Consider the following 18,206-nt stretch of genomic DNA (forward strand, 5'->3'; position numbering starts at 1 on the left):
CTATAGTCACTATAGCAATTACAAGTCTTTCTGAGTTGATTCGACGAGAGACCAAATGCTGAACCGAGACCCGTTGCTAACCGCCACACCTCTGCTTGATTTTGAAACACCCGCAATTTTGGGGCTCATAACTGAACGGAGCTGGCCCGATCTGCCTGTATTGGATCGAATTGGCGCTATTTATGATTTCGTGCGTAACGAGATTGCCTTTGGTTACAACCGTGCAGACGATATCCCGGCGTCAGAGGTACTCGCCAATGGCTATGGGCAATGCAATACCAAGGGCACTCTTCTGATGGCACTGTTTCGCGGCAGCGGTATCCGATGCCGTTTGCATGGCTTTACGATCCACAAAGAATTGCAGAGGGGTGTGGTTCCCGAGCTTTTCTATCCGATGGCGCCGACGGAGATTGTGCATTCATGGGTCGAAGTCGAAGCAGAGGGTACGTGGCTAAAGCTGGAAGGCTTTATTCTGGATGAGCTTTTCTTACGCGTGTTGCAGCAGACATTTCCCAAAACAGAAAGCCTGTGTGGGTATGGTGTGGGGACGGATTGCCTGAGCGATCCCCAGGTCGAATGGGAAGGCCGTGACACATACATTCAAAGAAACGGCATCGTGCAGGATTTTGGGGTCTTTGACTCCCCTGACTCCTTCTATGTCCGTCACAGGCAGAACTTTGGCTTTTTCCGTGAACTGATGTACCGAGTCGTCGTGAGGCATTGGATGAACGCACGTGTCAGAGCACTACGCACTGGCAGGCTGGTAGCAATTGTTTCGGCAACACATTCCCATGGAAACAGCGGTGAATCCGTTTGAACGCTAGATTGGAACCAAGAATTTTCCTCAACGCAGGCGATTTTCAATCAATCAAGCAAGCTTGAGGCTTTAACAAACCAGCGTGAGGGCGTGTGTAGCAGACTACACCGTCCCGGTTTCAAGCGAAGCATCCAACCTTCAACCGCGATGGAAGAAAAGGAAAGACGCGAGCCTTTTCTTTGGAGAATTCGGAAATTCCGGCTTAGTTGAATCGTTTTTGCAAGGCCGTATTCAGCGCCTCTGACAATAAAACCAGAACAATGATTGCCAACGTCACGGTCGCAGCCTTTTCATACTGAAACGACCGTACATAGGTTTGCACATACAACCCGATGCCACCGGCACCGACAATGCCCAGTATCAGGCTTTCGCGCAGATTTAGTTCAAACCGAAATACGGTATCGCGCATGATCACAGGCGCCATCTGCGGCCAGATCGCCCAACGCAACTGTTGAATTCTGTTGGCTCCCGCGCTTTCAAGCGCCGCCACAGGAGCGATAGCAACGTTGTCGATGGCTTCCGCATAGAACTTTGCCAACATGCCGGTCGCGTGAAATGTGATTGCCAGAATACCGGGAAGTGGACCCAACCCAACAGCGCCCACCATTAGCATAGCGACCAGGATCAGCGGGATCGAACGGATAACCGCAAGCAAGGCACGGACGGGACGCCAGATCGCTGGTGACACCATAGTTTCAGACGCCAGAACGGCCAGTCCCGCGGACAGGATTACAGCAAACAATGTTCCCAGAATGGCGATCCTCAGTGTCTCGGCCAGCCCCGTCAGAACCTCGCGCCAAACGGACAGGTCAGGTGGAATCATACGCCCCAGAAACTCTGCCAGACGGGGGCCCGCGCCTGGCAGCTTGCCCAATCCCATATCCCCGCTGGTCAACGACCATAGGATCGCCAGTGCCAGCATGACCCAAATGACAGATCGGCCCATCAACTGACTACACGCAGCCCCGATGTGACACCGGCACCGTGATACAGTTCATCGATGTCCCCGTTGGTCAATTGAGCCGACGGTTTGTCGAACAATACCACGCCATCTCGCAGGCCTATGATGCGCTCAGCAAAGCGGCGCGACAGGTCTGGCTGATGCGAACTGAAAATGACGCCGATTCCGCGGCTACGTGCAGAGCTGGTGATCAGGCTCAGAATTCGTTCGGCGTGAGCAGGATCCAAATTGCTGACGGGCTCATCCGCAAGGATCAACTCGGGTTCTTGTGCCAGACATCTGGCAATCGCAACGCGCTGCCGTTGTCCACCCGACAACTGATCGGCACGGCGGCTTGCCAGATCGGACAGCCCCGTATCCTGAAGCGCTCGTGTCACGCACATATGGTCCTCTTCCCGGAACCGACCCCAGAGTGAGGACCAGATATTCATCCGGCCCATCCGACCGTTCATCACATTCTGATAAACACTCTGCCGATCAACCAATGCGAATTCCTGGAAGACAAAGCCAGTATTGGCACGGTCCTCGCGGGATGGAATTCCTGTTGCCAAAAGTGGCTGGCCCAAAACCTGAGCCTCGCCCTGCCAACCGCTCAAACGACCGTCCAACAACGCCAGCAACGTTGATTTGCCCGCACCCGAAGGACCGAGTAGCGCGACGCTTTCACCGGGCTGCACTGATATTGAAACATCTGTAAGAGCTGCCGCACTGGCAAAGTGCTGCGATACCGCGTTGAGTGAAACTACAGGGTTCATTTCAGAAACCCATACCGCCGCGCAGTCTCGCGCACGCCCTCGTAAACCGATGGATCAGCAGGAAGATAGCCATCCGGGCCATAGAGGTAGGCCAACAGATGACGGTTCTCACTCTCGTTGAGGCGCAGCATGGTTTCAATGAACTTTGCCTGCAGCCCGGCGTCCAGATCAGGGCGGGCAATGATTGCGTGGCTGGGAATTTGTTCTGATTCCGCCAGCACCTTGACCTCGGCCTGCTGATCCGGGGTCAGATAGAGATCGGCATACTGGCTTGCGCCTGCCGCATCGACCAGTCCGTTGGCCATGGCCTGCATCGCTTGCTGATATCCGCCAGCAAAGAATTTCTGCCCGAAAAAGCTGTCGGCATCGCCCGTGCCCGCGAACAGCCCGGCGCGCACAAACAGATCAAGCGGATAGATGTAACCGGATTCCGAGACCGGATCGGAAAAGGCGATGTCACGTCCCCGGAGATCGGCCAGCGTTTCGATTCCGCTGTCACGCCGCACGAAGACCCGGCCCGAATAGCTGGGTTGCCCGCGATAAACCTCGGACAATAGCGGTACGGCGCCGATCTGGTCTTCGGCCAACACAAAGGGCAACGCTCCCATGAACGAGATATCGGCATCACCGTTGCGCAGCGCCTCAACGGCAGCAGCGTGGTCGAACGTGACAAACCCCGTGACCGGGACGCCCATCTGCTCTGAAAGCCAGCCGGTGATGACGTTGATGTCACCCAACAGCTTTTCGGGGTTCTCCTGCGGGATGAAGGCCAGCTTCAGCCCCTGGTCAGTTGCAGCCATTACGGGCATGGCTGCAGATGCGGCTGCAGCGACCAGAAAATTGCGGCGCGACAACATCAGAACATCCTCTCGTCAATTTCGGCCTGCATGGACTTGAACAGTTCCCACTGGCGGATGGCTTCGGTCCAGTTTCCTTCGGCGCTGGCATCGCCAACCGCTCGCAGGATCGCGGCGAATTCGTAGATTTCGGGCTTGGCGTTCTGATTGACCATGACACTGGCATCCGCGGCCAGATCAGGAGCTACCGTGTCGATCAGAACCGCTATGTTTTCGGCATCCTGCATCGGCAGCAGGGTATCGAGCGTACTGGCGAATGTCGTCAGCTCTTCCCAGGACAAGCGGAATACGCTGTTGCGACCTTCGAATACTTGATAGGGGTCTTCACCGTCTCCAACAGCTTCGACGTAGGCCGTCAGATCTGCGCGCTGTGCTTCGTCCAAACCCAAATTTTTGGTATCATTGAACCAGTCAACAACGCTGGCCAGCGTCGGCAGCGATCCGTCATGCATGTAAGGTGCAGTGAAATTGACGTTGCGCAGCGTCGGGGTTTCGAACGCAGAAGCCGTGCCGCCGGGGAATGGTGGTTCAGCGCTGCCGATGTCGTAGGTCAGACCATCGCGGAACTGACGGTCAGGCGTGTGACACGAAGCGCAGGATTTGTCACCAAGTCCGGCAAATTTGGTGTTGAACAGCAACTCCCCGCGCTTGGCGGCATCTGACGCCAGATCGGTCAGCTTGCCGGACCGGTCGATCTTTGGGTTGGGAAGAAAGTCGAACTGTTTGACATAGGCTTCCAGCGCGTCCAGTTGGAACGGCGTTGGTTCCTTTCCCGCGAATTCGGTCACAATCACATTTCGGATGAACCGGCGCAGGCTGGGTTCGCGCCCGTCGCGGCCATAAGGTGCGGTAAAGCGGATGCCACGCATAGAAGGCGTGTCCAAGTGATCATCGGTCCGGTCATTGAACATTGGATTGAAAAACGATCCGTCCACATCCATCCCACCCGGATGGGATGAAAGGCCCGGAATGAAGAAATCCCGGTTCACGTCGGAGCGGTTGTGGCAGGTCGAGCAGGCGATGCCCAACTCACGCGCCGGGCCGCCGAAGATTTCGGGGCTGTCGAACAGCATGTCACCGTAGGCCACCAGCGGTAGATTAGCTTCATCCTCACCCGCCTCCTCAAACTGAAGAACCAGCCGCGGCAGCTGCGCCTGATCTCCGATGTTTGACCCTGGCGGCAGCGTGGCGGGCATTGTGATTTGTTCGCCGGAAAGCACAACTGTTTCAGGCAGCGGTGTTAACTTGTCGCGTTGGGCATACTCGGATGGCAGATAGTTGGCACGAATATAGGCAGCGACAATGGCCTGAGCTTCTGCAAATTGGTCGGCATCCACCGTTTGGGCGCCGTTGCCCAGTACTCCTGCGCTGCCAAGGGTGGAGTTCAGAACCAGCCATGCCCGACCCAGGTCGCGAGCCGCCGACGTGTCCGCAGCCTTGATACCATCTTCGAATGCGCGGAACAGAGCAGCCGCTTGCGCGACCTCGCGGGCCGCCTCAGGCTGACCCAGCGCGGTCTTTGCGACATCCAGATGGCGCAGGATTCCCTCCGCAATGGCAGTTGTGCTTGCTTCGAACAGCGCCTGCCGATCTTCGGCTTGCATAGCTTGGTTGATCGCAAGCGCTTCGTTGTCGGAGACGCGTGATAGGGGAGCGACCTGAATGTCACTGCCAGGTGCGGGCGAAGTCCAACTCCTCTCAATTTCATCCCAGGGAACCGGGGTTAGGTTCCCCATGAACAAGGTCAGTCGATACGCGGCAGCGCGTGGGGCCCAAGGCGATTCTTCAATCGCCGTGGCATCCGCGATCACTGGCAGTGCGCAAAGAAGTGTGGACGCTATCAGATGTTTCATAGCACTGTCTATTAAAGTTAGCCTTGTCTAATTTAATGATGAAGGCATGCTCATTGTCAAGCTCGGCTTTCAGGTGCATACACTGGAGACTAGACCAGCGACGTAATCATGAGCCGATGACCGAAACAAAACCGGTAAATTCAGATCGTAGTATTGATACCCAGGCGAGCGGGTTTGAGGCTGTGCGACAGGCCCACCAAAGCGAAATGGTTGAAGACTACGTTGAACTTATCGCGGAGCTGATCCATCAGAATGGCGCGGCGCGCCCGGTCGAAATAGCCGAGCGATTGGGCGTGACCCAACCTACGGTTTCAAGAATTTGGCTCGTTTAAAACGAGAGGGTTTCATTGAGCAAATACCCTACCGCTCACTTCAGCTGACCGATGCCGGGCGTCAATTGGCGGAAGCTTGTAGAAGGCGTCACCGGATTGTCGTGGAGTTCCTGATCGCCTTGGGCGTTTCACCGGAAGTCGCAGAGCATGACGCTGAAGGCATTGAGCATCATGTAAGTGACGAAACTCTTGCAGTGTTTGAACGGTTCGTTGGGCGGGCCGATGAAGCAAAGTAGAAGCAAATAGAGCCTCAAATATGTTTGCGAAATTTGGCAGATCTAATTTCAGATCGACAGAGATTGTCCTAAGTTGCAGCTAGATAGTGACGCTATCTGAGGGTGAGTGGCCCGCGGCACGAAACTACGTGGTACCTGAAAATCGACACAGGTGCAGCGTAGTGAACGAACCCTTAGAACAAGAATCCAATTCGGTAGACGATCTGGCTCACTTAATAATCGGCGTTAAGATTTCCAGCGGCAAAATATCTGAATAAAGCAGCGATCTCCATACTGAATGGGCGAAACTAAAAGACTGCGTAAGAATAACATATGTCGAAATCAAAGTGGCACTCATTGCACTGCTGACGAGGTGGCCACAACTGATCAGTTAGTTTTCGGTTCCTGTCCTAGCGAGATCCAATACACCTTTGTTCAACTGGCCTTTAGTGGTATTCTTTTGACAAAAATCAAAATGAGCCGAGCAGTTCCTATGAAAAGACGTCTGTTTCTCTCTGGCTGCATAGCCGCCTTTTTGTCTGGCTGTGCAAGCAAGTTCCGTACTTACAATGGGCCGGTTGTGACTCGGCTTCGACTATACAAAGGGCAGCGCCTACTTATCCTCGATGGTAGTGAGCGTGTCTTGCGAACTTTTCCGATTGGACTCGGATTTGCCCCCGAAGGTCACAAGCAATTCGAAGGAGACGGGCGAACACCTGAAGGCTCCTATGTAATTGACCGTCGCAATCCCGAAAGTCTTTTCCATCTTTCAATCGGAATCTCTTATCCGAACGAGGCGGATTCTGCGTTTGCCCGAGCTCGGGGTCGTTCTCCGGGCGGTGATATTTTTATACATGGCGGCCCTCGCCCTGGAATTGATCCCACGAACAAGCGTGACTGGACCGCAGGGTGCGTCGCTGTCACAGATCAGGAGATTGAAGAGATCTACGCTATGGTCAAAGACGGAACGCCAATCGAAATCTATTCATAGAGGGACAGGTTCCAAATAGACAACGATTGCGGACTTGCCTTGGCGCTACGTTGACGGCGTCAGAAGCTATTACTGGAGCTTTCACGGCCAACGCCAGACTCGCTGTTTCGGCGAACTGGTAAGCACGTCCTGTGAAACCACGCTGGGCAAGATCCTCCGTTATACTAGGGCATTGCAGAGATACGGCCTCAATCTCCAATTTTTGGCTGTTCGAACGAAGGTGACAGCGTCTACTGCCTTCGCGTCTAAGGGCTCTGTAGTCAAGCTTTGAACGTGACGCATTTTCAGCAGAATAGGAGATTTAGAAACCAGAGTTAGAGTGAGCTCTACTACGGTGGCACAGCGGCGTAAGGTAAATTATGTGAAACATGCACCTGCGGGCTTTTTCAAAGACAAAGCAGTGCGTTTTAGCCGAATTCAGAGATACCTAATCCGCAATCTTTGATCACGGTTACACGCAAGTTCCTCGACCACCTCGTTTGCACTCAAGTTAAACTCTCTCGCGAGATCCGTGATCTGGACCGGCTGAAAGCTATCAGCGTTCCGAACCAGTCTGCCGTCTTCAAAAGCGATAAACTCGTGAGACCTGCCACCCCAACGGACAATCCCACCGCATAGTCGCTGACTTTCCATATTGACCAGTTCGGCCACAGGGTCGGCAAAGAAATCGCTCCACTTAAGAAATCCAGTACTGACTGCCCGCGCCACTGCTTGTTCAATCGTCCGGCTTTTGAGCTTGGTGGTGATTGAAGCAGTCAGTGCCTCTAACATTCGCGAAGAATGCCCCGTCTGCCTGGCAATGACAGACGGTATCAAACCCGACGCGAGCATCTTCAACACATCCAGCTCATCGCCTGACAGGGAATCCGAGGGAAAGTTGAATACAGTTTCAATGACATCTAGGGCAAGCAGGTGCAGAACCTGTGCCTCATGGCGCAGGGCAGGGAGCATTTTCGCGACCAATGCGTCCCATTCGGTGCGAGGAGCATTGGACGTGACGGTAAATACGCCCCGCTCCCCGAAGGGGTTGATAACCGGAATGGAAAGACCGTTACGTCCAACGCCAAATTTTCGGGCTGCCTCAAAAAGCGCTGCGTAGTCAGCCTGGTTGTCGAACACTGACCAGTCGATCGGTGCGATCATTGTGGCGCCAAACCGAATGAGGGGATCGGCCAGAACCAGATCGTTGTCAACGTAATACCTGACCCATTCGGCTGAAAACGTGGTGCAGCCGTGGACAACGTTGTGATGTTTGTCGATATGGGCATAGGAAGCATTTTCCAATCCAAACCTTTGGCAAATCTCCTGGAGGCGTGCCTCCCCGGTTTGCCGGAAATCCAGTTCAGAATTGCCAATATCTGCGATTTTCATAGGTCGTCTTTCTGTTCCGCGTCGCCTTCGCGACCCAGTAGCAACCTAAAGCCGAACAAACCACTCGGGAATTCCCGTAGCCAATCATAGGTTTGTATACAGTTCTGTTCTGGAGGCGGAAACAGAGCAAAATCTTGCCGGTGAGGCCCATGAATTTGCGAAGCTGGCAACATACCAACGAGCAGGGTTGGAGCAACGATCTCGTATCCTAGCGAAGCCCGTCGTCCTCCTCCCGCGCCCTTCGCGCCAACAGCCCCATGAAACTGGAAATCAGGTTCAATTCACCTCGTTCATCCGCCTTAACCATTCCGCGAAGATATCCGCCCGGATTAACCACGGGCGGCAGCCGCGGATCACTCAGCCTCGCATCCGTGACCACTCCAGCCACGATTGCCCCCATGATGGTCAACCGTTCGATTGCCGCATGCCAAGCGGAGATATTGGTGCCGATTTCCGAAAGCCGGGACCAAACGCCGGTCTCGATCGCATAGAGTGTCGGAGAGGAATTCTGAACTCCACCCCCGGCAATATCGATATGCATGCGCAGCTCAGGTGAGGCCAGGTCATACAGGATGTGATTGTTCACCCGAGGCAGGTTTTGGGCCTTGCATGATATCAGATCCGTCGGATGATTGCTTTCTAAGCAATTCGGAGGGCCGTCAGGCCCAGAGCCAGAACAATCTGGTTCCGAGGCTTCAGCCGAGGACATTGTTACTTCGCCATCGGCGTTACAGGACAGAATTTTTTCTTCAATATGGTCTTGTATATGGGACCCGAAACCAGCTTCGGGTTCACCCGAAATTTCACCGGGTTTTGCGATATGATCTTCGATCCGCTTCCAAAGGTCGTGAGCCGCCTGAACATGTAGCCTAAGCGCCTCCAGCGACATGTATTTCAGCTTGTCGGCGCGCGGCCAGGATCGAAATTCCTTCATCATGTCTTCCACGCCGTCAGGAGGGCAGGGAAGTGAAGTAAGCACTGCGAGGCTGCACTTTACATATCGATAAAGCCGTGATCGATCACCGCGCAACGCATCATGCTCTTTCTTCTCGGCCTTGCTCCGCACTTCTGCGTCGCGCATCTCGGGAATGAGGTTCAGGGCAGGGGTCAGGAATAGGCCAAGCCCCTTGCGCTTACACCGCGCGCCATTAGCGCCGAGCCTGCGCTCGATCAGGCCAATGGCTTCCAGCTCGCGTTCATGATTGTGGATTGTCCGATCTGTCAATCCACGCCCGGCAATGAGTGTTTCCTGTCGCGCGTAGCAAAAGGGTTCCAGAGACGGGTCCCGAAAAGCAGATGGCGAGATCATGTCGATTATTATCTCATAGGTGCGAATACACTGGGCCGATGCGCCCCTGATCTGGGCATAGCATACACAGAGCTGCCGAAACCTGTCACGGTTCCAGCCTTCGGGAAGGCCGTTGTGGTAGCGTCGCGCACTTTGAAGTTTGGCAGATGAAATGTGCCGAAAGCTCATGGCTTTGGCCTCGCTTTTAAAAGGCCGGAATTGTCATCGCAGCTTCGCGGGGCAGGGTATTCGGTATGGTTCAACGGTCTCATGGTCTGCTTCTCATCGGGGAAGCAAGGCGCGTCGAACCTCAGCAAAAAGACAGAGAAAAACCGTTCGCACAGATGCGTTTATCCTTGTCAGAATTTTGGGAATTTCCTATAAATCAGGTGATCAAACTTGACTTAAGAAGATCCCCGCTGAGGCCCCGCCTTGCGGGGGTTTTTTTGTTTTAGGGTTTGGGGTGTTCCTCTGGCCCAGACGGCCTCGTTGCCAATGCGGCTGGCACGTTCACTGACTTCTGCAGTGGCAATGCATTCACCTACCAGGCAAACAACGTCAGTATCGGATGAGTTCGTAATCGCTGAACCCGAATATGTCTGTCCACTCAACACCAACACCGCGAAAGGTGCTGGGAGGCTCACATCGATTGCCAAGGGGCAGCCAGGCTGGGATTGGCGCGGGAGCCTGATCGGACCATTGAAAGCTTACGTTGTCGTCATAGCTACCAACGACCAGATCAAGCGAACGCTCGCAATCTCCCTCCCGTGACCGACGGCGATAGCTGTAGTGACGCACATCCCAAACCCTGATGGATCTCACAACGTCGAAATCGGGTGAGGAAAGATCGACGCTGATCGGTGTGGCTTGAAAGCTATCGCCGGACTGGCCATGAAATGCCTGGATTGCTTCTATCGAGATCGCAGCATCTACCAGCAATGGCACTGTCGTATCGTCAGATGGAAGCTCTGGAATAGGGCTGGCACTCGTGCGCTTGATAGCTTCCAGCCTTTCCACTGGACCCCGACCTGAGGTGTTGTGTGACGCGTTCATCGGACAGCGCCAGAGTTGGAGCGGGGGCTCGACCGGATAGGGTGTGATGCGCCGAATGAATTCCGCCCTGGCTGCGGTGCAATCGGGTGAAGCGGGCCAACCTCCGGCGAGACAAAGAAATATCGCGCAGTCAATTGGATAGGCACTGGCCTGCGATGCCGGCAGTGTGGCGAGTGCGACTGCAAGGGCCTTCGCGCGAGTTCGATTTCCGGATTTTGAGTGTTTCAAGATGGTCTCTCCTGCTTGCGAATCGCTTAAGCAATATCCGGCCAATATATTTCTGACAATCCAATTTCGTATATTGGCTGACTTTCTTATATTGACGTAGATTGTGTTTTAGTCCACAACTTTTGGATGTAGAAGACGGCCCATAGGGGTCGTCATGGCGGACAACAAGAGACAATACACTGTGGTAACCATCGAGATGGTCCGGGGCCTGAAAGAGGATCAGGTTCCCTTTACATGCCGCTACGAATTTATCGGACTCGCTTCCCTTGGACGACCTAAGTACCACTGCATATACAGCTCACCGAATTATGTCGGGGCCTTGTGCAAGTCGAAGATCTCACGCGCGGGGGCTGAGCCCAGAGAGTTCGATCTTTGGCCGGGGCTTTTTAAGCATCACCAGGAATTTGGGGATGGGCGCATTCTCTGCGTCAAGTCGGATTATACGATCGAGTCGATCACTCCGGAGGGTCTCGAAGCAGCCCAAGCCCTGGACGCGGAATCCAAAACCTAACGACTGGCCACGCGCGAACGAGCTGCCGCCTTGTGTCTTTGGGTTGCGCGCATGAGACGGCTCTTGCTTCTCAGCGCTGTACTCACGTCTTTGTTCATTGCTGCGGTTTGGATTGAACCAACTAGGCAAACAAAAAATCTTGGCGCATCTGAGGTGATCGCCGTTGACGGCGACACGATCGACCATGGTGACGACCGGTATCGGCTTGTTGGGTTTGATGCGCCTGAGACCTTCCGCGCACAATGCGACGCCGAAAAAGCTTTGGGACTGAGAGCCAAAGATCGCCTGAGGGAAATCATTCAAACCAACGGCCAGGTGGAATTGGAAATTAACCCGGAAATGGACAGGTACGGCCGCCTCCTCGCGACCGCGCGTGTCAGCGGAAAAGAGGTTGGATCAATCCTGATTTCTGAAGGCCTCGCGCGCCCATACGCGGGCGGAAAACGCGGGTCCTGGTGCGGTTAGACGAAAGGACTGAACGACGGCTTAAAGAAAAACTGAACAAAACCACCGAGCAGTGAGCGGTCCTGTCGATTGCGCCAACAACCGACAGGACAAGAAACGCCCCAAATCCATCCGGGCATTCCTCCAACATCAAGAGAGAACTGTACTATGGTAAAAACAGTAACCCCAGATGCCGATCCTAGATTGGACAGCACCGCGCCAGAGTCAATGGGTGCGACCCTGGACAAGGTATCTGCACCTCCGACCGCTTAGCGCTGACTGACAACCGAGGCGAGCAGGGTATCCCAACACTTCGGCCAAAGTTTCAGGCTGATTGATCCGAGCAAAACGCTGGCTTTCTACAAAGCCCGTGACGGGCACAGTGCTGTTTCGTGGCACCTGAATACCCGCTGCCCCGATGACCCAACGCCGCGCCCCATAATAGTAATTATGTAAAAACTACTGACCTAATTTGGAGGACAAATTAGTGACCAGCTCCATCAAAAGCTTCACCGAAAACAGATGTCGGATCAACGCCGTTTGGCCGTTGTTGGCATTCTTGACGGCGACTTTGGGAACGGATGCCAGTGCACAGGTCATCGAATACGAACCGGACGGCAGCGTGTATCTGAACGGTGCGCGGGCAGAAATCGTTAATGGCATCGTCTGTCCAATCCGGATGCGCGAGTACACTCTCGATGAAAAACCGGAAGCTCCGAAGGCCAAGCCACAGAAAAAGATCGAGATTGCGGGCAAGGCACCGCGGCCTCGCAGATCCTCGGGCGGCTGGTCGCAGGAGCGGATCGTTAAAGAAATCCACGCAGCGGCGGAACGCCATGACATTCCGGCAGAGTTGTTCATGGCGCTGGTCTGGCAGGAAAGCCGGTATCAGGCTGATGCTCTGTCGCCCAAGGGTGCCTATGGCTTCGCACAGCTCATGCCCGGAACGGCGAAAGACCTGGGCGTGAACCCAAAGAACCCTGCAGAAAACCTCGACGGTGGTGCCCGCTATTTGGCGGCGCAGTACCGCGAGTTCGGAACCTGGAAGCTGGCGCTTGCCGCCTACAACGCCGGGCCTCACCGCGTCGTCGAATACGGCGGCGTCCCCCCCTTCACCGAAACCCGCAACTACGTGCGGATCATCCTAAGCAAAGTGAGCACTTCCTCATGAAAAGAACCCACTTCATCCAACAGACCGCGTTCTTCGCGCTGGCAATGATTATCGTCAGTGCAGCTCCCGCCTCCGCTGGCTGGCTGCAAGATGCCATTGGCGATTTTATCAACGAAACGCTGGCCGACTCCAAGGTTGTTGGCGTCAGCCTTGCCGCTGTCGGCTTCATCTGGGGCTGTCTTGCCTATGTGTTCGGTTGGGGCTCGCTGAAGGGTCCAGTGGTCGCGATTGTTGTGGGTGCCGTCATTGGCCTTGCCGATACATTCATCGGAGCCTGATCGATGCCGCGCCGAAATACCGTCTTTCGCGGCCTAAGCCGTCCCGCAGAATGGGGCGGCCTACCCGTGATCTATCTGCTGGTGATCCTCGGGATGACCATGCTTTCGTTCTTCATGTTCGGAATAGCGCCAGCAATCATTGCGGGTTTTGCTTTCTACACCGTGCTTCGCCTCTTTTACGAATGGGAACCGGCTTTCTTCCGCGTCCTGTCTGTAACCCTTTCCAAAACTCCGCGCACCAAAAACCGCCAGCATCATGGGGGAGATTACTATAGTGCCTAAGCCTGCTGCCCGAGGCATGTGGACCCTTGCCCGCTCGTTGATCGAGCCGAGCTGGCGCAAGGATGAAATGAGCCTCTTTCAGATGTTGCCGTATGGCTATGTCGTGGATGATGAGGTCATTTCCACACGCAACGGTGGTCTTATCGCCGCTGCGGAAATCACCGGTGTCAACGCAAACACGCTGGACGAAAACGAGTTCGAGTTCCTGGCCGAACGGTTTGAGCGTGTGTTGCGCACAACACCTAATGAGGTGGCTTTTTATATCCATCGACTGACCGTCCCGGCTGAGACTGGTCATGTCATCACAGATCCAACCGGTTTTGCCGGTGCAGTGGCGCAGGCCATGCGCTCAGCGTCCGTCGATGCAGAGCTGAAAGAACGCAAGATCATCATCAGCGCCATTCTCCAAAAGCGGCAGGATGAGCGGGCAAAACAGATGTTCGGCATGTCGTCTGGAACGATAGACGAGGAACGCCGAGAAATGATGGAACAGCTCGACGGTGTGTTCACAACACTGGCGGGCACGCTGGGCGAGGCCCGTGTGCGCCGGCTGAAGCTCAGCGAGGGGCATTGGCTCGGTTATTATGGAATGCTGTTGAACGGTCGGTATCAGCCGATCATTCACACAAACATTGCAGAACCCATCGCCTTCAACATGCCGCAAGAGGATGTGCTGTTTCAGGGCAAGACCGGCAAACTGGTCACAGGCGACGATCAGGAACGCTCCATCCGTGTGTATTCCCTGAAGAATTACCCGATGGTTTCGTTCCCCGGCATTTTCGACGGGCTGGACCTGCCGGTTGATGTTGTGATTTCGCAATCCTTCCTGCCGATCAGCCGCGCCCAGGCGCAGGAAATGGAACGCCGCAAGTCGGGACAAATGCGCTCGGCAGGCGACAAGGCAAAGTCGCTTGAAGAGGATTTGTCCATTCTGGCGGACGGCATTGCCTCCGGCACCATGTCACTCGGCAAGCACCACCTGTCGATCTGCGTGTTTGGGAACGAGGAAGATCTGAAAACCGCCGAAAAACACATCATCGGTGAAATCCAGATTTCGGGTGGCACGGTGAAGCGCGAAGCGATGTCGGCCCGTGCCGTGTACTTCGCACAGCACCCCGGCAATTTCGCGTTCCGCGCCCGTGAAGAACTGATCACGGACCAGAACTTTGCGGATATGGTTGCGTTCCACATGCGCCCCAAAGGGTTGGATGCGGAAAAGCTACCTTGGCCGGGGCCATTGGCGACTTTCCCGACGACACACGGGGACAGCTACGATGTTTCGCTGCACCTTCCCAAGACCAGTAACGACCCTGAAAACCTGCCCTCCGGGCATACGATCGTTCTTGGACCGAACGGCTCGGGTAAAACTGTGATCGCGATGCTGCTGGCAACAATGGCGGTTGCACAGGGCGCGCGGATCATCGCTTTTGACAAAGACCGGGCAATGGAGGCTCCAATGCGGGCGCTCGGTGCGCAGTACATCCGCGTCCGAGTTGGTGAGCCAACCGGCATGAACCCTTTTCAGACCGAGACGGATGAGGCTGGGCAAAGCTGGCTCGCCAATTGGGTCATTGCCCTGTTGAGCTATGACGAACCACTGACCACCGATCAGAAGGATGAAATCACAAGGGCTTGCCAAGCCAATGCCACTTTGCCGCCTGCGCTTCAGAACTTCGATTCACTGGTGGAACGGTTCAGAGCCTTTGACGATGACAAGAACCTGTACAAGCGTGCAAGTGAATGGGCGGGCGAAGGCCGCTTGTCCTGGATGTTTGGCGAGGGTGGCTCAGATCCGTTTGCTGCTGGCGACCGTCATCTTGTGTTCGATATTTCTGAGGTTCTGGATGACGAATTGGTGCGGCTGGCATGGATCAGCTACGTCATGCGCCAGATTGAACGCCGCTGCGCCACCAAGATACCCACTGTCTTTGTGATTGATGAAGCATGGGTAATTGCTGGCAACCCTTATGGCGCTGGCATCCTCATAAATGCCTACACCACGTATCGGAAGCTGAACGTCATGATGATGATGATGACGCAGATCCCCGATCACCTCCTGTCGTCAGCGGCAAGTAAGTCGATCCTGGAAAACACCAGCACGCAACTCTTGTTCCCCTCTCGATCCGGCAATGAAGCAGACTACCGGGCAATCGGCTTGAACGATTCAGAGCTGGGCGCGCTGAGGGCGCATTTTGGCGACCGCGTAATGCTCATGAAGAAAGGTGATGAGAGTGTTTGGCTCGATGTCGATGTCGGCGCGCTCGGCCCGCTTCTTCGTGTTCTGAGCGGATCAGACGGAAAATCGTTCCCTGATCCTGACTGGCGAAAAAACCCCAACTTCTGGAAGGAAATCACATGAAAGCCCGCCTTGTCATCACCCTTGTAGTTCTGGCCGCTGTCTCGGCCTGCACCAGCACCTATTCGGGCTATCGCAGCAAATGCGCCTGTGACTTTGAGCGCATGACCTCCCCTGAAAACTTGGAGTTTGTCTGATGGATATTTCAAAGAAATTCCGCACAACCATTGCTGTTTCGGTTCTGGCCGCCCTGCCAGTTATGACGGCAGCCCAAGGTGTTCCGACCATCGACGCCACGGCCATTGCACAGGACGCAGCCAATTCGGCCCGCGAAGTCGCGGAAATGGTCCGCCAATACGAACAGCTGATGCAACAATATGAGAAGCTCGAGCAGCAGAGGGCACTGCTCGAAAACTCCCTCAAAACCATCAGTGGTCTGACGGATCTGGACCAGTTCAACAGCCGCAGCTTTCTGAAACTGGCAACGGCAGCTGACACGCTTGGATACGCCTTGAACGCGACCGAAGATACGATTGGCGATCTTCCAGGCGTCGCCGGACTCGCGATGGAACGCCGATCAATCAGCCTGGGGCTGAACAATGGAATCCTTAAAGAATTCAGTACGTCAGACGTGCCAGCCCGGCGCATTCTCTCGGAGCGAGGTGGCGCTGGCTTGATGGCATCGGCCTTGGGTGAGAATGGCTATGACATGGCCGGTCAGCTCTCCGAAGATGCAGAAAAGCTGCGCGGTGAAATCGGTCAGCAAGAAGATCTGAAGGATGCAATCGACTACAACACGGCGGTTCTCCTTAAACTCCTTCAGGTTGAAATTGAAATCTTACGCGCAACCTCGGCTAATGCTCTGGCGTCGGGCACGGATCTGGCTGCAACCGCTGCCGATCTTTCGACACTCAGCAACTATGTACGAGGAACCTCACAATGAAACTCCGCTCAACTCTCATCCTGACCATTGCAGCCGCCGCCGTTATGTCGGGGGCTGCATCGGCACAGGTGAAGCTGCGCCCATCACCCAAGGTCGATATGCCGTTCGGTGAATATCGTAAGTGCCTTGGGTACTCGGGTGCGCGTGAGTACGGTCGTCAATTCGTCAAAAACGATCAAGCGCGCATGGCCGAAGCGGGCCAATCCGCAGACAAGCAGCCTCTTGTGACCAACTGGTCGGTGGTGATCCTGAATGAACAGGTCATCGCTGCGCACGAGGCCACCATCGAGCAATGCATTCTGCGCAAATCTGGCGAGACCTTCAGCACCGAATGTCCGCTGGGCGGTTTAAGCCGTGAGGACGCCGCCCAAAAGGTCGGAGCTGACCAAGACGAGTTTTGGACCCAACCGTCCGACAATCTTGCCGCGCTGAAAAAAGAGCAACGGACCCGTCTGGAAGCTCTGCGCCCTGCAATTGAGGAGGCTTGTGGGCCGTGATCCAAGATTTCGTCAGCTCGATTGAGGCTGCGCTAAATAACTTCTCGCAGCAAGCATACAACAGCCTGGCGGCGGATCTAGCATCCGCCCTCTGGGCAATAGCCGCGCTGATCTTCGTGGCAATGCTGATCAACGGTGTGCTTCAAATCCGAGAAATCGGGTTTGGTGGCTATGTCGGCTGGATCATTCGGGCGACGATCATCATTGGTATGGCTTCTAGCTGGAGCTTCTTTCAACCCATTTATCAGGGCATTTCGAGCCTCCCAGACACGATTGCCGGAGAACTGACCGGCACAACAAATGTCTGGGAAGCACTCGATGACATTGCGCTTCAGTGTTTCTTGATGGGCCAGCAGGCTATTGAAAACGCAACCTGGGGTCTGAGCATCACCGGGGCTATTCTCTGGGTTGTTGGGGCTGTCATCGTTGCTTTTGGCACCGGCATGGCGCTGATCGCAAAAGGCGGTCTAGCGGTCCTGCTGGGTCTAGCGCCTGTTTTCATCGCAACGCTGCTCAGCTCGGCAACAGCCAATATCTTCGCAGCCTGGGCGAAAACGACTGTTGGCCTGATCATGGTCATCGTCGTTCTGACAGGCATCGTTTCTCTTATTCAGGCCCTTTTCAGCTCCGAACTGACCGCTGTTGAGGATGTGAACAATATGGAGGCCAGTGGCCGGTTTTTGGCGATCTGCATTGTTTCAATCGTGATGCTCACGCAGATCCCGTCGCTCGCGGGCGGGATGTCGGGTGCAATCGTTTCGGCATCCTCGGGTCTTGCCGTGGCAACTGGTGCTGCAGCAGCCGCAAGAAGTGCATTGGGCACTGCAAGCGACGGCGCAAGGGGTGCAGTAGCCGGTGGGAAAACTGCCGCTGCTATGGCTTCCGCAGCACGTGACGGGACTGGCGTTCGTGACAGCGCGTCTCGCGCAATGCAAGCGCGTCGGGACATAGCGCACAGAGCCCGAAATCAGGATGGGGCAGCTCGTCAGAGCTACGCCGCTGACCGTTACCGGCAGAGCATTCGACAAGCTCGCGCCAATAAATCTTCATAAATCGAGGTACA

At 55.1% G+C, this 18,206-nt stretch carries 21 protein-coding genes; 14 read left to right on the forward strand and 7 right to left on the reverse strand.

The genetic code is table 11. From position 1 onward, the window contains the following. Nucleotides 1-55 precede the first annotated feature (55 nt). Nucleotides 56-817 (forward strand): transglutaminase-like domain-containing protein, encoded by a 762-nt coding sequence (locus ACR3EH_RS21125; RefSeq protein WP_171676693.1) that lies wholly within the window; start codon nucleotides 56-58, stop codon nucleotides 815-817. A gap of 202 nt (nucleotides 818-1,019) precedes the next feature. On the opposite strand, the gene phnE is transcribed toward ACR3EH_RS21125, so the two are convergent. Genes phnE through ACR3EH_RS21145 form a run of 4 tightly spaced genes read right to left on the reverse strand, consistent with a single transcriptional unit; the run spans nucleotide 1,020 to nucleotide 5,243 of the window. Further along, nucleotides 1,020-1,763, reverse strand: coding sequence for a phosphonate ABC transporter, permease protein PhnE (phnE, locus tag ACR3EH_RS21130; protein WP_171676695.1), 744 nt, complete (start codon nucleotides 1,761-1,763; stop codon nucleotides 1,020-1,022). Next, nucleotides 1,763-2,533 (reverse strand): phosphonate ABC transporter ATP-binding protein, encoded by a 771-nt coding sequence (locus ACR3EH_RS21135; protein WP_171676697.1) that lies wholly within the window; start codon nucleotides 2,531-2,533, stop codon nucleotides 1,763-1,765. Before ACR3EH_RS21135 ends, phnE begins: the two co-directional genes overlap by 1 nt. Then, a complete protein-coding gene (locus tag ACR3EH_RS21140; protein ID WP_171676699.1) occupies nucleotides 2,530-3,390 on the reverse strand; it encodes a phosphate/phosphite/phosphonate ABC transporter substrate-binding protein in 861 nt (286 codons plus the stop codon). Before ACR3EH_RS21140 ends, ACR3EH_RS21135 begins: the two co-directional genes overlap by 4 nt. Further along, entirely contained in the window at nucleotides 3,390-5,243 is a 1,854-nt protein-coding gene (locus tag ACR3EH_RS21145; RefSeq protein ID WP_170634649.1) for a cytochrome c peroxidase, read from the reverse strand. The genes ACR3EH_RS21140 and ACR3EH_RS21145 overlap by 1 nt, the downstream gene beginning before the upstream one ends. A 116-nt stretch (nucleotides 5,244-5,359) precedes the next feature. Between ACR3EH_RS21145 and ACR3EH_RS21150 the strand changes: the two genes are divergently transcribed. From ACR3EH_RS21150 to ACR3EH_RS21160, 3 genes are all read left to right on the forward strand, one after another. Continuing rightward, on the forward strand, nucleotides 5,360-5,575 hold the full coding sequence (locus ACR3EH_RS21150) for a hypothetical protein (RefSeq protein ID WP_480634872.1): 216 nt from the start codon (nucleotides 5,360-5,362) through the stop codon (nucleotides 5,573-5,575). A gap of 101 nt (nucleotides 5,576-5,676) precedes the next feature. Then, nucleotides 5,677-5,811, forward strand: a complete 135-nt coding sequence (locus ACR3EH_RS21155; RefSeq protein WP_480634873.1) for an iron dependent repressor, metal binding and dimerization domain protein — start codon at nucleotides 5,677-5,679, stop codon at nucleotides 5,809-5,811. A gap of 472 nt (nucleotides 5,812-6,283) precedes the next feature. Further along, nucleotides 6,284-6,781 carry a L,D-transpeptidase family protein gene (locus tag ACR3EH_RS21160; protein ID WP_171676746.1) on the forward strand — a complete coding sequence of 166 codons (498 nt, stop codon included), beginning with the start codon at nucleotides 6,284-6,286 and terminating at the stop codon, nucleotides 6,779-6,781. Nucleotides 6,782-7,198: 417 nt separating this feature from the next. Here ACR3EH_RS21160 and ACR3EH_RS21165 read toward each other — a convergent pair whose 3' ends face one another. The 3 genes from ACR3EH_RS21165 to ACR3EH_RS21175 form a co-directional block, all read right to left on the reverse strand. Continuing rightward, on the reverse strand, nucleotides 7,199-8,152 hold the full coding sequence (locus tag ACR3EH_RS21165; protein ID WP_171676703.1) for a helix-turn-helix transcriptional regulator: 954 nt from the start codon (nucleotides 8,150-8,152) through the stop codon (nucleotides 7,199-7,201). 208 nt (nucleotides 8,153-8,360) lie between these two features. Then, nucleotides 8,361-9,629 carry a helix-turn-helix domain-containing protein gene (locus tag ACR3EH_RS21170; RefSeq protein WP_171676704.1) on the reverse strand — a complete coding sequence of 423 codons (1,269 nt, stop codon included), beginning with the start codon at nucleotides 9,627-9,629 and terminating at the stop codon, nucleotides 8,361-8,363. Nucleotides 9,630-9,998: 369 nt separating this feature from the next. After that, nucleotides 9,999-10,385, reverse strand: coding sequence for a hypothetical protein (locus ACR3EH_RS21175; protein ID WP_171676706.1), 387 nt, complete (start codon nucleotides 10,383-10,385; stop codon nucleotides 9,999-10,001). Between the two features lie 490 nt (nucleotides 10,386-10,875). Between ACR3EH_RS21175 and ACR3EH_RS21180 the strand changes: the two genes are divergently transcribed. From ACR3EH_RS21180 to ACR3EH_RS21225, 10 genes are all read left to right on the forward strand, one after another. Continuing rightward, nucleotides 10,876-11,232, forward strand: coding sequence for a hypothetical protein (locus ACR3EH_RS21180; protein WP_171676708.1), 357 nt, complete (start codon nucleotides 10,876-10,878; stop codon nucleotides 11,230-11,232). 51 nt (nucleotides 11,233-11,283) lie between these two features. Continuing rightward, nucleotides 11,284-11,697 carry a thermonuclease family protein gene (locus ACR3EH_RS21185; RefSeq protein ID WP_253762211.1) on the forward strand — a complete coding sequence of 138 codons (414 nt, stop codon included), beginning with the start codon at nucleotides 11,284-11,286 and terminating at the stop codon, nucleotides 11,695-11,697. A gap of 466 nt (nucleotides 11,698-12,163) precedes the next feature. Then, nucleotides 12,164-12,847, forward strand: a complete 684-nt coding sequence (locus tag ACR3EH_RS21190) for a lytic transglycosylase domain-containing protein (protein WP_367396996.1) — start codon at nucleotides 12,164-12,166, stop codon at nucleotides 12,845-12,847. Next, complete coding sequence (locus tag ACR3EH_RS21195; protein WP_170474368.1) at nucleotides 12,844-13,125, forward strand: hypothetical protein; 282 nt, start codon at nucleotides 12,844-12,846, stop codon at nucleotides 13,123-13,125. The genes ACR3EH_RS21190 and ACR3EH_RS21195 overlap by 4 nt, the downstream gene beginning before the upstream one ends. A gap of 3 nt (nucleotides 13,126-13,128) precedes the next feature. Continuing rightward, nucleotides 13,129-13,407: a VirB3 family type IV secretion system protein gene (locus ACR3EH_RS21200; protein ID WP_170474365.1), complete on the forward strand. Its 279-nt coding sequence runs from the start codon at nucleotides 13,129-13,131 to the stop codon at nucleotides 13,405-13,407. Then, nucleotides 13,400-15,766 (forward strand): VirB4 family type IV secretion/conjugal transfer ATPase, encoded by a 2,367-nt coding sequence (locus tag ACR3EH_RS21205; protein WP_171676712.1) that lies wholly within the window; start codon nucleotides 13,400-13,402, stop codon nucleotides 15,764-15,766. The genes ACR3EH_RS21200 and ACR3EH_RS21205 overlap by 8 nt, the downstream gene beginning before the upstream one ends. Continuing rightward, nucleotides 15,763-15,900, forward strand: a complete 138-nt coding sequence (locus ACR3EH_RS21210) for a hypothetical protein (RefSeq protein WP_170425207.1) — start codon at nucleotides 15,763-15,765, stop codon at nucleotides 15,898-15,900. Before ACR3EH_RS21205 ends, ACR3EH_RS21210 begins: the two co-directional genes overlap by 4 nt. Then, nucleotides 15,900-16,646, forward strand: coding sequence for a type IV secretion system protein (locus tag ACR3EH_RS21215; protein WP_152460682.1), 747 nt, complete (start codon nucleotides 15,900-15,902; stop codon nucleotides 16,644-16,646). The genes ACR3EH_RS21210 and ACR3EH_RS21215 overlap by 1 nt, the downstream gene beginning before the upstream one ends. Beyond that, nucleotides 16,643-17,143, forward strand: coding sequence for a hypothetical protein (locus ACR3EH_RS21220; RefSeq protein WP_152460681.1), 501 nt, complete (start codon nucleotides 16,643-16,645; stop codon nucleotides 17,141-17,143). The genes ACR3EH_RS21215 and ACR3EH_RS21220 overlap by 4 nt, the downstream gene beginning before the upstream one ends. Continuing rightward, nucleotides 17,140-18,195: a TrbL/VirB6 family protein gene (locus ACR3EH_RS21225; protein ID WP_152460680.1), complete on the forward strand. Its 1,056-nt coding sequence runs from the start codon at nucleotides 17,140-17,142 to the stop codon at nucleotides 18,193-18,195. Before ACR3EH_RS21220 ends, ACR3EH_RS21225 begins: the two co-directional genes overlap by 4 nt. Nucleotides 18,196-18,206: the final 11 nt, after the last annotated feature.

The organism is Ruegeria sp. BG7, from assembly GCF_056535685.1.

What these genes read in the sequence shown, in the direction of transcription:
- ACR3EH_RS21140 (WP_171676699.1), bottom strand. Translation starts at nt 3,390, where the DNA reads ATGTTGTCGCGCCGCAATTTTCTGGTCGCTGCAGCCGCATCTGCAGCC.
- phnE (WP_171676695.1), bottom strand. Translation starts at nt 1,763, where the DNA reads ATGGGCCGATCTGTCATTTGGGTCATGCTGGCACTGGCGATCCTATGG.
- ACR3EH_RS21185 (WP_253762211.1), top strand. Translation starts at nt 11,284, where the DNA reads ATGAGACGGCTCTTGCTTCTCAGCGCTGTACTCACGTCTTTGTTCATT.
- ACR3EH_RS21160 (WP_171676746.1), top strand. Translation starts at nt 6,284, where the DNA reads ATGAAAAGACGTCTGTTTCTCTCTGGCTGCATAGCCGCCTTTTTGTCT.
- ACR3EH_RS21210 (WP_170425207.1), top strand. Translation starts at nt 15,763, where the DNA reads ATGAAAGCCCGCCTTGTCATCACCCTTGTAGTTCTGGCCGCTGTCTCG.
- ACR3EH_RS21170 (WP_171676704.1), bottom strand. Translation starts at nt 9,629, where the DNA reads ATGAGCTTTCGGCACATTTCATCTGCCAAACTTCAAAGTGCGCGACGC.
- ACR3EH_RS21195 (WP_170474368.1), top strand. Translation starts at nt 12,844, where the DNA reads ATGAAAAGAACCCACTTCATCCAACAGACCGCGTTCTTCGCGCTGGCA.
- ACR3EH_RS21220 (WP_152460681.1), top strand. Translation starts at nt 16,643, where the DNA reads ATGAAACTCCGCTCAACTCTCATCCTGACCATTGCAGCCGCCGCCGTT.
- ACR3EH_RS21215 (WP_152460682.1), top strand. Translation starts at nt 15,900, where the DNA reads ATGGATATTTCAAAGAAATTCCGCACAACCATTGCTGTTTCGGTTCTG.
- ACR3EH_RS21145 (WP_170634649.1), bottom strand. Translation starts at nt 5,243, where the DNA reads ATGAAACATCTGATAGCGTCCACACTTCTTTGCGCACTGCCAGTGATC.
- ACR3EH_RS21180 (WP_171676708.1), top strand. Translation starts at nt 10,876, where the DNA reads ATGGCGGACAACAAGAGACAATACACTGTGGTAACCATCGAGATGGTC.
- ACR3EH_RS21200 (WP_170474365.1), top strand. Translation starts at nt 13,129, where the DNA reads ATGCCGCGCCGAAATACCGTCTTTCGCGGCCTAAGCCGTCCCGCAGAA.
- ACR3EH_RS21135 (WP_171676697.1), bottom strand. Translation starts at nt 2,533, where the DNA reads ATGAACCCTGTAGTTTCACTCAACGCGGTATCGCAGCACTTTGCCAGT.
- ACR3EH_RS21150 (WP_480634872.1), top strand. Translation starts at nt 5,360, where the DNA reads ATGACCGAAACAAAACCGGTAAATTCAGATCGTAGTATTGATACCCAG.
- ACR3EH_RS21125 (WP_171676693.1), top strand. Translation starts at nt 56, where the DNA reads ATGCTGAACCGAGACCCGTTGCTAACCGCCACACCTCTGCTTGATTTT.
- ACR3EH_RS21165 (WP_171676703.1), bottom strand. Translation starts at nt 8,152, where the DNA reads ATGAAAATCGCAGATATTGGCAATTCTGAACTGGATTTCCGGCAAACC.